12 protein-coding genes are annotated in these 14,125 nt (G+C 71.8%); 7 read left to right on the top strand and 5 right to left on the bottom strand.

The features are described from left to right. Window positions 1-167 precede the first annotated feature (167 nt). A complete protein-coding gene (gene cimA, locus I003_RS0113525; protein WP_027772021.1) occupies window positions 168-1,796 on the top strand; it encodes a citramalate synthase in 1,629 nt (542 codons plus the stop codon). On the opposite strand, the gene I003_RS0113520 is transcribed toward cimA, so the two are convergent. Both I003_RS0113520 and I003_RS0113515 read right to left on the bottom strand, forming a co-directional pair. Further along, entirely contained in the window at window positions 1,717-3,297 is a 1,581-nt protein-coding gene (locus tag I003_RS0113520; RefSeq protein ID WP_027772020.1) for an MFS transporter, read from the bottom strand. The two genes, cimA and I003_RS0113520, sit on opposite strands and share 80 nt — an antisense overlap. A gap of 103 nt (window positions 3,298-3,400) precedes the next feature. Then, window positions 3,401-3,901: a MarR family transcriptional regulator gene (locus I003_RS0113515; protein ID WP_027772019.1), complete on the bottom strand. Its 501-nt coding sequence runs from the start codon at window positions 3,899-3,901 to the stop codon at window positions 3,401-3,403. A gap of 216 nt (window positions 3,902-4,117) precedes the next feature. On the opposite strand from I003_RS0113515, the gene I003_RS0113510 reads away from it, so the two are divergent. Together I003_RS0113510 and I003_RS0113505 are read left to right on the top strand one after the other, a co-directional pair. After that, on the top strand, window positions 4,118-5,725 hold the full coding sequence (locus tag I003_RS0113510) for an acyl-CoA carboxylase subunit beta (RefSeq protein WP_027772018.1): 1,608 nt from the start codon (window positions 4,118-4,120) through the stop codon (window positions 5,723-5,725). Between the two features lie 65 nt (window positions 5,726-5,790). Beyond that, entirely contained in the window at window positions 5,791-6,003 is a 213-nt protein-coding gene (locus tag I003_RS0113505; RefSeq protein WP_027772017.1) for an acyl-CoA carboxylase epsilon subunit, read from the top strand. A 105-nt stretch (window positions 6,004-6,108) separates the two neighbouring features. Here the strand turns inward: I003_RS0113505 and gltX are convergent, their stop codons facing one another. From gltX to I003_RS0113490, 3 genes are read right to left on the bottom strand one after another with little or no spacing between them, the layout of a single operon-like run. After that, window positions 6,109-7,578: a glutamate--tRNA ligase gene (gene gltX, locus I003_RS0113500; protein WP_078564008.1), complete on the bottom strand. Its 1,470-nt coding sequence runs from the start codon at window positions 7,576-7,578 to the stop codon at window positions 6,109-6,111. A gap of 19 nt (window positions 7,579-7,597) precedes the next feature. After that, window positions 7,598-8,410, bottom strand: coding sequence for a fumarylacetoacetate hydrolase family protein (locus tag I003_RS0113495; protein ID WP_027772015.1), 813 nt, complete (start codon window positions 8,408-8,410; stop codon window positions 7,598-7,600). A 45-nt stretch (window positions 8,411-8,455) separates the two neighbouring features. Further along, window positions 8,456-8,650 (bottom strand): hypothetical protein, encoded by a 195-nt coding sequence (locus tag I003_RS0113490; RefSeq protein ID WP_027772014.1) that lies wholly within the window; start codon window positions 8,648-8,650, stop codon window positions 8,456-8,458. Between the two features lie 628 nt (window positions 8,651-9,278). Here I003_RS0113490 and I003_RS0113485 point away from each other — a divergent pair. The 4 genes from I003_RS0113485 to I003_RS32160 all read left to right on the top strand — a co-directional run. Then, window positions 9,279-12,929, top strand: coding sequence for a nitrate- and nitrite sensing domain-containing protein (locus I003_RS0113485; protein ID WP_027772013.1), 3,651 nt, complete (start codon window positions 9,279-9,281; stop codon window positions 12,927-12,929). Next, window positions 12,930-13,352 carry a roadblock/LC7 domain-containing protein gene (locus I003_RS0113480; RefSeq protein ID WP_078563996.1) on the top strand — a complete coding sequence of 141 codons (423 nt, stop codon included), beginning with the start codon at window positions 12,930-12,932 and terminating at the stop codon, window positions 13,350-13,352. A 72-nt stretch (window positions 13,353-13,424) separates the two neighbouring features. Then, on the top strand, window positions 13,425-13,835 hold the full coding sequence (locus tag I003_RS0113475; protein ID WP_026276533.1) for a DUF742 domain-containing protein: 411 nt from the start codon (window positions 13,425-13,427) through the stop codon (window positions 13,833-13,835). Further along, on the top strand, window positions 13,816-14,125 hold a 310-nt coding region (locus I003_RS32160; protein ID WP_037720827.1), incomplete at its 3' end, for an ATP/GTP-binding protein. The genes I003_RS0113475 and I003_RS32160, both read left to right, overlap by 20 nt.

Genomic DNA, 14,125 nt, shown 5'->3' with positions numbered 1-14,125 from the left:
CGTCATTATTGGCAACAGGCGCGCCGGTCCGCGCTGACCCGTACCGCGATCCGCATGCGGTGCTGGCTCACCGCGTCCCAGACCCGCGCGCAGACCTCTCGCGACCCGCGAGGGGTCTTTTCCGTTTCCGGGACCGGAGAGCACACCATCCCGACAGGAGCACTTCGATGAGCACAGAGCCACGGGGCCCCGAGACCCCCGACGACGCCTTCCACGTCTTCGACACCACGCTGCGCGACGGTGCGCAGCGCGAGGGCATCAGCCTCACCGTCGCGGACAAGCTGGCCATCGCCCGGCACCTCGACGACTTCGGCGTGGGCTTCATCGAGGGCGGCTGGCCCGGTGCGGTGCCCCGGGACACGGAGTTCTTCCGCCGCGCCCGCGAGGAGGTCGACTTCCGGCACGCGCAGCTCGTCGCGTTCGGCGCCACCCGCAAGGCGGGCGTACGGGTCGAGGACGACCCGCAGGTGCGTGCGCTGCTGGAGTCCCGGGCCCCGGTCGTCACGCTGGTCGCCAAGTCGCACGACCGCCACGTGGAGCTGGCGCTGCGCACCACGCTCGCGGAGAACCTGGCGATGGTCCGCGACACGGTCGCGTTCCTGCGCGAGCACGGCCGCCGGGTCTTCGTCGACTGCGAGCACTTCTTCGACGGCCACCGCGCAGACGCCGCGTACGCCACGCAGGTCGTCGCCGCGGCGCACGAGGCCGGTGCCGACGTCGTCGTCCTCTGCGACACCAACGGCGGCATGCTCCCCGGCCAGGTGCGCGAGACCGTGGCCGGGGTGCTGGCCGCCACCGGAGCGAGACTCGGCATGCACGCCCAGGACGACTCCGGCTGCGCCGTGGCCAACACCCTCGCCGCCGTCGACGGCGGCGCCACGCACGTGCAGTGCACCGCCAACGGCTACGGCGAGCGCGTCGGCAACGCGAACCTCTTCCCCGTCGTGGCCGCACTGGAGCTGAAGTACGGCATGCGGGTGCTGCCCCCGGGCAAGCTGGCCGAGATGACCCGGATCTCGCACGCCGTCGCCGAGGTCGTCAACATCGCACCCGCCACCCACCAGCCGTACGTGGGCGTCTCGGCCTTCGCCCACAAGGCCGGCCTGCACGCCTCCGCGATCAAGGTCGACCCCGACCTCTACCAGCACATCGACCCCGAGCTGGTCGGCAACCGGCTGCGCATGCTGGTCTCCGACATGGCCGGCCGGGCGTCCATCGAGCTGAAGGGCAAGGACCTCGGCCTCGACCTCGGGGACGACCGCGAGCTGCTGAGCCGGGTGGTGGAGCGGGTCAAGGAGAACGAGCTCCGCGGGCTCACCTACGAGGCCGCCGACGCCTCCTTCGAACTGCTGCTCCGCGAGGAGCTGCAGGTGCGCGAGTCCGGCCGGGCGCGGCGCTACTTCCGTACCGAGTCCTGGCGGGCCATCGTCGAGGACCGCCCGGACGGCACCCACGCCAACGAGGCCACGGTCAAGCTGTGGGCGAAGGGGGAGCGGACGGTCGTCACGGCGGAGGGCAAGGGCCCGGTCCATGCGCTGGACCGGGCCCTGCGGGTGGCGCTGGAGCGGATCTACCCCCAGCTCGCCGGCTTCGAGCTGATCGACTACAAGGTGCGGATCCTGGAGGGGACGCACGGCACGGAGTCGACGACGCGCGTGCTCATCACCACCAGCGACGGCCGCGGCGAGTGGGACACCGTCGGCGTCGCGGACAACGTCATCGCGGCGTCGTGGCAGGCGCTCGACGACGCATACGCGTACGGCTTGCTGCGGGCCGGCGTGGTGCCGCAGGAGTAGCGCCGGGCGCCGCGGAGGCACCGGCCCTGGCGCCGCCGCTCGCCGCCACGCCGCCCGGCCCGGCCGGGCCACCCGGCGTACGCGGCCGGAGCACCGCCAGCGTCAGCACCGCCGCCGCGGCGACCAGCCCCGCCCCGATGCCGAACGCCCACTGGAAGCCGCCGGTCAGCGCCGCGTCCCGGCCCTCACCGGCCGCCGCCAGCGACTCCGTGCGCCCCGCCGCCAGCGTGGTCAGCACCGCGACGCCGAGCGCGCCGCCGATCTGCTGGCCGGTGTTGAACAGCCCGGAGACCACCCCGGCGTCGTCCTCGCGTGCCCCGGACATCCCCAGCGCGGTCATCGCCGGCAGCACCAGCCCGCCGCCGCTGATCAGCAGCATCGTCGGCAGCAGGTGGGTCACGTAGCTCACCTCGGCCGGGTCCCGCGGGATGCGGACCAGCAGCGCGAGGGCGAGGGCGAGGAGGACGAGGCCGGCCAGCAGCACCGAGCGCTCGCCGAACCGGGCCACCAGCCGGGCGGAGACGAGCAGGGAGGTGACGCCGATGGTGAGCGCGGCCGGCAGCATCGCCAGGCCGGTCTCCGCGGCCCCGTAGCCCAGCACCTGCTGCATGTAGAGGGCGACGATGATCTGGAAGGCGAACATTCCGGCGATCACGAGCAGTTGGACGGCGTTGGCGCCGGAGACGGTGCGCGAGCGGAAGACGCGCAGCGGCAGCAGCGGCGCGGCGGAGCGGGCCTGGCGGAGCACGAAGCCGGCGAGCAGGACGGCGGCGAGCGCGGCGGAGCCGAGGGTGCGGCCCGAGACCCAGCCGTGGCTGTCGGTCTCGACGATGGTGGAGACGCCGAGCATCAGCCCGGAGGTGACCAGCAGCGCCCCGGCGACGTCCGCCCCGGCGGCCAGGCCGAGGCCCTGGTCACCGGGCAGCACGCGCAGGGCGAGCACGGCGGTGGCCAGCCCGAGGGGCAGGTTGATGAAGAAGATCCAGTGCCAGCTCAGCGCGTCGGTGAGCACGCCACCGAGTACCTGCCCCAGCGAGGCGCCGGTGGCGCCGGTGAACGCGAAGGCGCCGATGGCCTTTGCCCGCTCCTTCGCGTCGGTGAAGAGTGTGACGATCATGCCGAGTCCGACCGCCGAGGCGAGCGCGCCGCCGACGCCCTGCAGGAAGCGGGCGGCGATGAGTGCCCACGGCTCGGTGGCCAGCCCGCACAGCAGCGAGGCGGTGGTGAAGAGCGCGATGCCGGCGATGAATACCCGCTTCCGTCCGAGCAGGTCGCCGAGCCTGCCGGCGAGGAGGAGCAGCCCGCCGAAGGTGATCATGTAGGCGTTGACGGTCCAGGTCAGATCGGCCGGGGAGAACCCCAGGTCCCGCTGGACGGCGGGGAGTGCGACGGTGACGATACTCCCGTCGAGGATGATCATCAGGGCGCCGGTGCACAGGATCGCGAGTGCGAACCAGCGGGATCGGTCGGGCCGGTCGGGCCGCGGGCCGGTGGCGTTCATGCGGGTCTCTCCTGACGCGTGGGCAACAGGAGAGACCGTAGCAGATAGTTTTGTACGGGACTATCTATTGTTCAGTTTTCTCGTACGGACCTTCTTCTCCGGGTTACCGCCGGGCCTGCCGGGCCCGGCGAACGGGCCGCCCGGACGGGACGGGCTCGGCGAGCATGCCCTCCGTCAGGCGCGCAAGGGCGCCGACGAGGGCGTCCCGCTGTGCGCCGGGCAGGGTGTCGAGCACCTCGCGGTGCACCCGGTCGACGACCTCCTGGCCGCGGGCCGCGATCTCGGCGCCGGTCTCGGTGACATGGATGATGCGGGCCCGGCGGTCCGTGCTCGACGGCCGCCGCTCCGCGTACCCGGCCTTCTCCAGGCCGTCCACCGTCGCGACCATCGTGGTCTTGTCCATGCGCGCCAGCTCGGCGAGCTGGCCCTGGGTCCGTTCGCCCTCCAGCGCGTGGACGAGCACGCACTGCTCGCGCTGGAGCAGGCCGACCTCGGACAGTGCGGCGGACAGGCGGGTGTTGAGGACGTGCGCGGTGTGGACGAGGGCGCCGGTCACGTCCGGTACGGTGCGGGCAGGCGCGCGTGATGCGGGCGTGGTCGTCATGGCCTCAGGGTAACAAGAACGTCTGCTACGGAACCTTCTCGTTCAACGACGATCTGTCCAACTGTGTTGTCGAAGCCCTACAGCCCGGATCGACGTGTCGTTGGCCGATGTCTGGCCCCGTCACCTGCACATAGTGCCGGGTGCTCATGATTTCCCGGCTGACGTTGTAGGGAAATGACATAAGGTTCGATGCCCTCGTACCCGTACCGTCGTTTCATGACCACAGTGGACTACGCCCCCTCCGATGCGGCAGCCGCCGCAGGCGCCGTCGAGAACGAGGCCCGGGGGCGGGCGGCCGAACTGCGCCGCATTCGCGAGCAGGCCCACGCGGGGCCCAGCGAGCGGGCGACCGCCGCGCAGAAGGCAAGGGGGAAGCTCACCGCCCGGGAGCGCATCGAGCTGCTGCTGGACGAGGGATCGTTCAACGAGGTGGAGCCGCTGCGGCGGCACCGCGCCACGGGCTTCGGCCTGGAGGCCAGGAAGCCGTACACGGACGGCGTGATCACCGGATGGGGGACGGTGCACGGGCGGACGGTCTTCGTCTACGCCCACGACTTCCGGATCTTCGGCGGCGCGCTCGGCGAGGCGCACGCGAACAAGATCCACAAGATCATGGACAAGGCGATCGCCGCGGGGGCGCCGCTGGTCTCGCTGAACGACGGCGCGGGCGCCCGTATCCAGGAGGGCGTCTCCGCGCTCGCCGGATACGGCGGCATCTTCCAGCGCAACACCCGCGCGTCGGGCGTCATCCCGCAGATCTCGGTGATGCTCGGTCCCTGCGCGGGCGGCGCGGCGTACAGCCCGGCGCTCACCGACTTCGTCTTCATGGTCCGCGAGACCTCGCAGATGTTCATCACCGGACCGGACGTGGTCAAGGCGGTGACCGGCGAGGAGATCAGCCAGAACGGCCTGGGCGGAGCGGACGTGCACGCCGAGACCTCCGGCGTCTGCCACTTCGCGTACGACGACGAGGTGACGTGCCTGGAGGAGGTGCGCTACCTGCTGTCGCTGCTGCCGCAGAACAACCGGGAGAACCCCCCGGCGGTCGCCGCCGAGGACCCGGCGGACCGCGGCGGCGACGTGCTGCTGGACCTGGTGCCGGCCGACGGCAACCGGCCGTACGACATGCACAAGGTGATCGAGGAGATCGTCGACGACGGCGAGTACCTCGAGGTGCACGAGCGCTGGGCGACCAACCTGATCTGCGCCCTCACCCGGCTCGACGGTCAGGTGGTCGGCATCGTCGCCAACCAGCCGCAGTCGCTGGCGGGTGTGCTGGACATCGAGGCGAGCGAGAAAGGTGCCCGCTTTGTCCAGATGTGCGATGCTTTCAATATTCCGATCGTCACCCTGCTCGACGTCCCGGGCTTCCTTCCGGGCGTGGACCAGGAGCACGGCGGGATCATCAGGCACGGAGCGAAGCTGCTCTACGCCTACTGCAACGCCACCGTGCCGCGGATCTCGGTGGTGCTCAGGAAGGCGTACGGCGGCGCGTACATCGTCATGGACAGCCAGTCCATCGGCGCCGACCTGACGTACGCCTGGCCGACCAACGAGATCGCGGTCATGGGCGCGGACGGCGCCGCGAACGTGATCTTCCGGCGTGACATCGCGGCCGCGGACGACCCCGAGGCCAAGCGCACCGAGATGGTCAAGCAGTACAAGGCCGAGCTGATGCACCCGTACTACGCGGCCGAGCGCGGCCTCGTGGACGACGTCATCGACCCCGCGGACACCCGTCGGGTCCTCATCCGGTCCCTGGCGATGCTGCGGACGAAGCACGCGGACCTGCCGGCGCGCAAGCACGGCAACCCGCCGCAGTGACACCGCCGCTTCCGCACGCCCCGCAGCCCTCAGCCGACCGCGCAGAACAGCCCAGGAGCACACACGTGACCACCCGGCACACCGAGAACCTCGTCCGCGTCGAGAAGGGCGAGGCCAGCGAGGAGGAGCTCGCCGCGCTCACCGCGGTGCTGCTCGCCCGCGCCGCCGCCCCGCAGCCGACGCACGCCCGCCACGGCGGGCACGGGGGCTCCGCGGCCCGCTGGCGCCGGCTGGAGCGCCAGCACGGCTTCCGCGCCCCGCACAGTTGGCAGCGCTGACCGCGCCCGCCCCGCGTACACCGAAGGCCCCGCCGCAGGCGGGGCCTTCACGCGTCGTACGCACCGGGCGCGCGGCCCCCGCGGGCCGCGGCGCGCTGCCGGCCGTCAGTCCCGCGGCTGGGCCGCGAGGCGGTCGATCGCCGCGTCCACCCGCGCGAGCGTGCGCTCGCGCCCCAGCACCTCCAGGGACTCGAACAGAGGCAGCCCCACCGTCCGCCCCGTCACCGCGACCCGCACCGGCGCCTGCGCCTTGCCCAGCTTCAGCCCGTGCTCCTCACCGGCGGCGAGCACCGCCTCCTTCAGCGGCTCCGCCGACCACTCGGCCGCCGCCAGCTTCGCGCGCGCCGTACGCAGCAGGTCGGCGGCGCCCGGCTTCATCGCCTTGTCCCACGACTTCTCGTCGGACACCGGCTCGTCGAGGAAGAGGAAGTCGACGTTGGCCGTGATGTCGGACAGCACCGTCAGCCGCGTCTGAGCCAGCGGGGCCAGCGCCGCGAAGGCGTCCGCGTCGAAGGACTCCTCCGGCCACGGCGCGTACGGCGCCCGCAGCCAGGGCGTGCAGCGCTCGGCGAAGTCCTTCACGTCGAGCATGCGGATGTGGTCCGCGTTGATGGCCTCGGCCTTCTTCAGGTCGAAGCGGGCCGGGTTGGGCACCACGTCGACGATGTCGAAGGCCGCGACCAGTTCCTCGCGGGTGAAGACGTCCCGGTCGGCGGAGAGCGACCAGCCCAGCAGCGCGAGGTAGTTGATCAGCCCCTCGGGCAGGAAGCCCCGCTCGCGGTAGAGGTTGAGCGAGGACTGCGGGTCCCGCTTGGAGAGCTTCTTGTTGCCCTCGCCCATGACGTACGGCAGATGGCCGAACTCCGGCACCCGCTTGGCGACGCCGAGGTCGATCAGCGCGCGGTAGAGGGCGATCTGCCGCGGGGTGGAGGAGAGCAGGTCCTCGCCCCGCAGCACGTGCGTGATCTCCATCAGCGCGTCGTCGACGGGGTTGACCAGGGTGTAGAGCGGGGCGCCGTTGGCGCGCACGATGCCGTAGTCCGTGACGTTCTCGGGTGCGAAGGTCAGCTCGCCACGCACGAGGTCGGTGAAGGTGATCGTCTCGTCCGGCATCCGGAAGCGGACGATCGGGCTGCGGCCCTCGGCCTCGTACGCGGCCACCTGCTCGGCCGTCAGGTCGCGGCAGTGCCCGTCGTACCCGGACGGCCGCCCGGCCGCGCGCGCGGCCTCGCGGCGCTCCTCCAGCTCCGCCGCGGAGCAGTAGCAGCGGTAGGCGTGCCCGGCGTCCCGGAGCCGGCGTGCCACGTCGGCGTAGATGTCCATGCGCTGCGACTGCCGGTAGGGCGCGTGCGGGCCGCCGGCCTCAGGGCCCTCGTCCCAGTCGATGCCGAGCCAGCGGAAGGAGTCGAGCAGTTGCTCGTACGACTCCTCGGAGTCGCGGGCCGCGTCGGTGTCCTCGATCCGGAAGACCAGCGAGCCGCCGGTGTGACGGGCGTACGCCCAGTTGAACAGGGCGGTACGCACCAGGCCCACGTGGGGGTTGCCGGTGGGGGAGGGGCAGAAGCGGACCCGCAGGGGGGCCGGGGGGGCTGCGCTAGCCACGCTTGATCACCTTGTTGGCGAGAGTGCCGATGCCTTCGATGGTGACGGCGACCTCGTCGCCGTCGTGGAGCGGGCCGACGCCCGCGGGAGTGCCGGTCAGGATGACGTCACCGGGCAGCAGGGTCATCGCCTCGGTGATGTGCACGATCAGCTCGGGGATCGAGCGGACCATGTCCGTCGTCCGGCCGAGCTGGCGCTGCGCGCCGTTGACGGTGCACTGGACGGCGATGCCCTCGGCGATCCGGGCCGGGTCCAGCTCCGTCTCGACCCAGGGGCCGAGCGGGCAGGAGGTGTCGAAGCCCTTGGCCCGGGCCCACTGCTTCTCGCGCCGCTGGACGTCGCGCGCGGTCACGTCGTTCGCACAGGTGTAGCCGAGGATCACGTCCTGGGCCCGCTCCAGCGGCACGTCGCGGCAGAGCCGGCCGATGACGACGGCCAGCTCCGCCTCGTGCTGCAGGTCCGCGGAGAAGGAGGGGTACGCGATGGGGTCGCCGGGACCGATCACCGAGGTGGACGGCTTGAAGAAGGTGACCGGGACCTCCGGCACCTCGTTGCCCAGCTCCGCGGCGTGCTCGGCGTAGTTGCGGCCGATCGCGACCACCTTGTTGGGGAGCACGGGGGGCAGCAGCCGCACCTTGTCCAGCGGGAGCCTGCGGCCCGACCGCTCGAACTCGGCGAAGGGATGGCCTTTGATCACGTCGAGGGTGACCTCGCCCCGGGGGGAGCCGGCGCCGTCGAAGCCGTCGGAGCCTTCGACCACACCGAACGCGACGCTGCCGTCGACGGAGAACCTGGCGATACGCACGGGGCTCAGGCTATCGCCCCCGCGCCCTGCGCCGTGCCGCGCGGGTCAGGCGCCGGAGGGGACCTCCTCCAGCACCGTCCGGCGCGGATTCGCGGTGCGCTCCTGCGGCTGCGCGGCCGGGGCGGCTGCGTCGATCCGGGCGGCGAGCGCCTCGGGCGGCTCGGGAAGGAGCAGGTCCCCGGCGTCGTCGAGGTGGGCGAGGGTGGTGCGCCGCGGGTTGGCTATGGTGCGGAGGATCATGACGGTTACGCGCGCCTTTTCGTGCCGGGGCCCGTCGCCGGGCCGACGAACTTCTGCTTGACAAAAGGATCCCTTGTGTCAAGGGAAGGGTAGGCGCCGCTATTCCCCGCGCCGCCGGGACCCATCCCGTGGGGCATTGTGACTTTCCTCACCTCCCCGGTGACGAATGCCAAATATCGGCGGCCCCGCCGATGGGTGGAAACATGCTGTATGCCGACAGAGGCGATATTTCCCAACCGATGCCCTCGACCCGGGACACGGGCCCGCGCCATGCACCTCGTAGGAAAATGTCCGTTATCCCTCCCCGCCGCCTCCACTCGGTGTAATCTGACAGGCACGGCGAGTAATTGCGGTCGAGCTGTTACCCCCGGGCCTTGTTGGAGATCCCGGCACTGTGCTGGAATTCCACGGACCGTCGCTGGAGTGCAGTCGACGCAGAGGGCGCAACGGGGCGCCACGCGGGGGGCTGTGCGGGGAGCTTGCGCCGGTTGGTTCACGGCGGGTGGGGGCCTAAGCTCCCGCACGACCAGACAACGCTCCGGCGCATGCGCCGGAGCCGGTCCTAGAGGTTGCGACGCTAGTGCAGGGACGATTGAAGACTGACGGCAGCGTTCCGGGCGAGTCCGAGGTGCGTGGGAAGACCGACCGCGCAGCCTCCCTTCGGTACGGCCAGAGCGCGAGCTCCTCGCCGGACCGGAACGCCGACCGCGGCAGCGCCCGAATACCCGCGCCCCAGGCCGGCGACTACGCCAACATGCAGCAGCCCAAGGGCTCGAAGGGTCCGGGCTCCCGGATCCTGCTGCGTAACTGGCGCATCAGTACCAGACTCGTCTCGCTCCTCGCGCTCCCCGTGGTCGCCGCGACCACGCTGGGAGCTTTCCGCATCGAGGACTCCTGGCAGAACCTCCAGCAGCTCGAGAACATGAAGCTGCTCACGGACATGACCGAGGAGGCCACCGAACTCGCCGACATGCTCCAGCAGGAGCGCGACAAGTCGGCCGGCCTCATCGTCGACGGCAACCCGAAGCACCCCGACATCACCGACGCCCGCGACGAGACCGACAAGGCCCTGATCGCCTTCACCCGGTCCGCGGACGAGATCGACACCACCGACGACGAGGACCTCGCCGGGGTCAACAACTCGCTCACCAGCGTCATCGAGAAGCTCAACAGGATCAACAGCATCCGCAAGACGGCCTATTCGGACGACACCGGCGGTGCCGCCCAGACGGTCAAGGCGTACGGCGAACTCGTCGACTCCCTGGTGTCGCTCTCCCAGGACATGGCCCTGGCCACCAGCAACCCGGACATGATCGCCAAGACCCGGGCGCTGGCCACCTTCTCCTCCGCCAAGGAGTACGCCTCCGTCCAGCAGGCGATCATCAGCGCCGCCCTCGCCGAGGAGCCGCGCGACGACTTCGCCGAGGCCGACCGGCTGGAGGCCGCCTCCGCCCAGGAGGCGGAAAGCTCCTCGCTCAAGCTCTTCGCGCACCTGTACTCGGGCCGGATCGGCCTGACGGATCTGATGCGTTCGCTGGACGGCGGCAACGCCTCCGTGCAGCAGGCCGACACGTTCGCCAAGAACCTGGTGAACAACCCGGACAGCATCAAGAACGCCGACATGAGCTACCGGCACTGGTACGAGCTGGACAGCGTCAAGATCGAAGAGATGAAGAAGATCGAGCAGCACCTGCTCCAGGAGATGGAGCAGACTGCGCGCGATCTGCGGTCCGAGGCCCAGAACGACGCGATCTTCAACGGCGTGCTGATCCTTCTCGTCCTGCTCATCTCGCTCGTCGGCGCCTTCGTCGTGGCCCGCTCCATGGTCCGCTCGCTGCGCCGGCTGCAGGACACCGCGCAGACCGTCGCCCAGAAGCGGCTGCCCGAGCTGGTCAAGCAGCTCTCCGACGCCGACCCGCAGGACGTCGACACCTCCGTCGAGACCGTCGGCGTCCACAGCCGGGACGAGATCGGCAAGGTGGCGTCCGCGTTCGACGACGTGCACCGCGAAGCGGTCCGGCTGGCCGCGGAACAGGCCCTGCTGCGGGGCAACGTCAACGCGATGTTCACCAACCTCTCGCGCCGGAGCCAGGGCCTCATCCAGCGTCAGCTCTCACTCATATCCGAACTGGAGTCCCGCGAAGCCGACCCGGACCAGCTCGAGAACCTCTTCAAGCTCGACCACCTCGCGACCCGTATGCGCCGCAACGGCGAGAACCTGCTCGTCCTCGCGGGCGAGGAGCCGGGCCGCCGGTGGACCCGTCCGGTCCCGCTGGTCGACGTGCTGCGCGCCGCCGCCTCCGAAGTGGAGCAGTACGAGCGCATCGAGCTGTCCGCCGTGCCGGCCACCCAGGTCGCCGGCCGCGTCGTGAACGACCTCGTCCACCTGCTCGCCGAGCTGCTGGAGAACGCCACGTCGTTCTCCTCGCCGCAAACCAAGGTCAAGGTCACCGGCCACGCGCTGCCCGACGGGCGGGTACTGGTCGAGATCCACGACACCGGCATCGGTCTGTCGCCCGAGGACCTCGGGGCGATCAACGAGCGGCTGGCCAACCCGCCCACGGTCGACGTCTCCGTCTCCCGCCGCATGGGCCTGTTCGTGGTCGGCCGGCTGTCGCTGCGCCACGGCATCCGCATCCAGCTCCGCCCCTCCGACTCCGGCGGCACCACCGCGCTGGTCATGCTCCCCGTCGACGTCACGCAGAACGGCGGCGGCGCGGGCGGCAAGCAGCCGGCGGGGGCCGCGGCCGGTGCGCCCGGCGCGGGTGCCGGCGGTCCCGCCAAGGGCGCCCCGGCTCGCGGCGGTGCCGCGGGCCGCGCGGGCGCGATGAGCAGGCTCGGCGCCGCGCAGCAGCGCGGCCAGGTGGGGGCGGGCGCCGGATCCGGCCGGCCCGCGCTGCCCAGCCGCGAGGCCGGCGCCTCGGGCGGGCCCGGTCAGCGGCCCGGGCTGCCCGGGCGCGAACCCGCCGGTGCCGGCTCGTCCTTCGGCCGCTCCCAGGGCCCGGGCTCCGGTACGGGCTCCGCCTTCCCCGGCGGCTCGGCCTTCGGTGCCGCACCCGGAGCGAACTCCCATTCGGGTAACGGCTCCGGCGCCCCGCCCGCCCGTCCCGGGCTGCCCGCCCGCCCCGGCGCCGACTCCGGCGCGCGGCAGCCGGCCGACGCCCAGCACACCGGCGCCGGGCTGCGCGACTCCGGCCGCGACCGGCACGACGGGCCGCGCGAGCACGACGACGCCGACACCACGCAGTTCTCCCGCCCCGACGTCTCCGGCCCTCCGCCGGGCGGCGCCGCGGGGATCCCGGCGTTCGGCTCCGTGCCGCCGCCGCGCTCCCCGCAGTCGCCCGTACCCGGAGAAGCGGCCACGTACGGTGGCCCGCAGGACACCGGCGAGCACCCGGTGCCGCCCGGCCGCCGCCCGCAGCCCGGCTCCGGCCCCGGGGACACCGGCGAGCACCCCGTGGCCCGCCCCGGCGCGGGCCCGCACGACACCGGTGCCCACCCGGTGCCGCCGGCGGTCCCCGGGTCGTACGACACGGGTGCCCACCCGGTGGCGCGCCCCGGTCCCGGCGACACGGGTGCCCACCCGGTGGCGCGCCCCGGTCCCGGCGACACGGGCGAGTACGCGATGCCCGGGCAGCGCCCCGGCCCTGGCGACACCGGCGAGTACGCGATGCCCGGGCAGCGGCAGGGCCCGCAGGACACCGGCGAGTACCCGGCGGCGGTGCCGCAGCAGCGGGCCGGATCGTCCCTGGGTGACGGCCTGCTCGACGGCGAGCCCGTACCCACCCGCGGCGACGAACCCACGCCGATCTTCGAGTCGATGGAGTCGAACTGGTTCCGCGGGGACCGCGGCCGCGGGCAGAGCCCCGCGGCCCCGGCCCCCGCGCAGCCCCAGGCCGACGCGCCGCCGGCCGCGCAGGAACAGGAATCCGCGGCCCAGCCCACCGCTCCCGCACCGCGGGCGGCCACCCCCGCACCGGCCTGGCGGCCCTCGCCCAACGACGAGCGCTGGCGCCGCGCGGAGGAGTTGCGTACGCCGCAGGCGGGCGGCGTCACCACGTCGGGGCTGCCCCGGCGGGTGCCGCGCGCCAACCTCGTCGCGGGTACCGCGCAGCAGTCCGCGAACGCCAGCGGAACCCAGGTCTCGCGCGCGCCCGACGACGTGCGCGGCAGGCTGACGAGCCTGCGCCGGGGAATCCAGCGGGGCCGCCGGGCAGGCGGCTCCGGTGAGACCCTCGGCGGCAGCGGCTTTGGTCCCACCTATCAGCAGGAGCGTTAGTTGAGTCCATTGAGCCAGGCGGCGCAGAATCTGAATTGGTTGATCACCAATTTCGTGGACAACACCCCGGGGGTGTCGCACACGGTGGTGGTCTCCGCCGACGGACTGCTTCTGGCGATGTCCGACGGTTTTCCGCGGGACCGTGCCGATCAGCTCGCCGCGGTGGCGTCAGGTCTGACGTCGCTGACGGCCGGTGCCTCGCGCATTTTCGAAGGCGGCAGCGTGAACCAGACGGTGGTGGAGATGGAGCGCGGCTTCCTCTTCATCATGTCGATCTCCGACGGTTCGTCGCTCGCCGTGCTGGCCCACCCGGAGTGCGATATCGGCCTGGTCGGTTACGAGATGGCGCTGCTGGTCGACCGGGCGGGCGCGGTGCTCACCCCCGATCTGCGCGCGGAACTGCAGGGCAGCCTGCTGCACTGAACCACGGCCGGCCGCCGGCCGTCCGCTTTTATCAGACCTTCCCCATCGGCCATGTTCCCGCCCGGAGGATCCATGACCCCGCCACCCGCCTCACCCGACTCGTACGGTGGTGCCCAGCATCAGCCCTACGAAGGTGAAGGCGATCAGCCGCTGGTCCGGCCCTACGCCATGACCGGCGGCCGGACCCGGCCCCGATATCAGCTCGCCATCGAGGCCCTGGTGAGCACGTCGGCCGACCCGATGCGGCTGCAGGGGCTGCTTCCGGAGCACCAGCGGATCTGCCACCTGTGCCGCGAGGTGAAATCCGTTGCCGAGGTCTCCGCGCTGCTGACCCTGCCGCTGGGCGTCGCGCGCATTCTGGTCGCCGACCTGGCCGAGGCCGGTCTCGTGGCCATTCACCAGCCCGGCGGCGGCACGGATGCCGACGGAACCCCCGATGTGACTTTGCTCGAAAGGGTGCTCAGTGGACTTCGCAAGCTCTAGTGGTGTGGCCGGTTCTGCTCCGGCTCGTGCGACCACGTCGGCGAAGATCGTGGTGGCGGGTGGTTTCGGGGTGGGGAAGACCACGTTCGTGGGTTCGGTGTCGGAGATCAATCCTCTGCGTACCGAGGCTGTGATGACGTCGGCGTCTGCGGGGATCGATGATCTGTCGCAGGTGTCGGGGAAGACCACGACGACGGTGGCGATGGATTTCGGGCGTATCACGTTGGATCAGGATTTGATCCTGTATCTGTTTGGGACGCCTGGTCAGGATCGTTTCTGGTTCATGTGGG

It is taken from the genome of Streptomyces sp. CNQ329 (genome assembly GCF_000482585.1).
The sequence above is the reverse complement of the archived record's forward strand: the minus strand, read 5'-3'. Positions and strand labels throughout refer to the sequence as shown.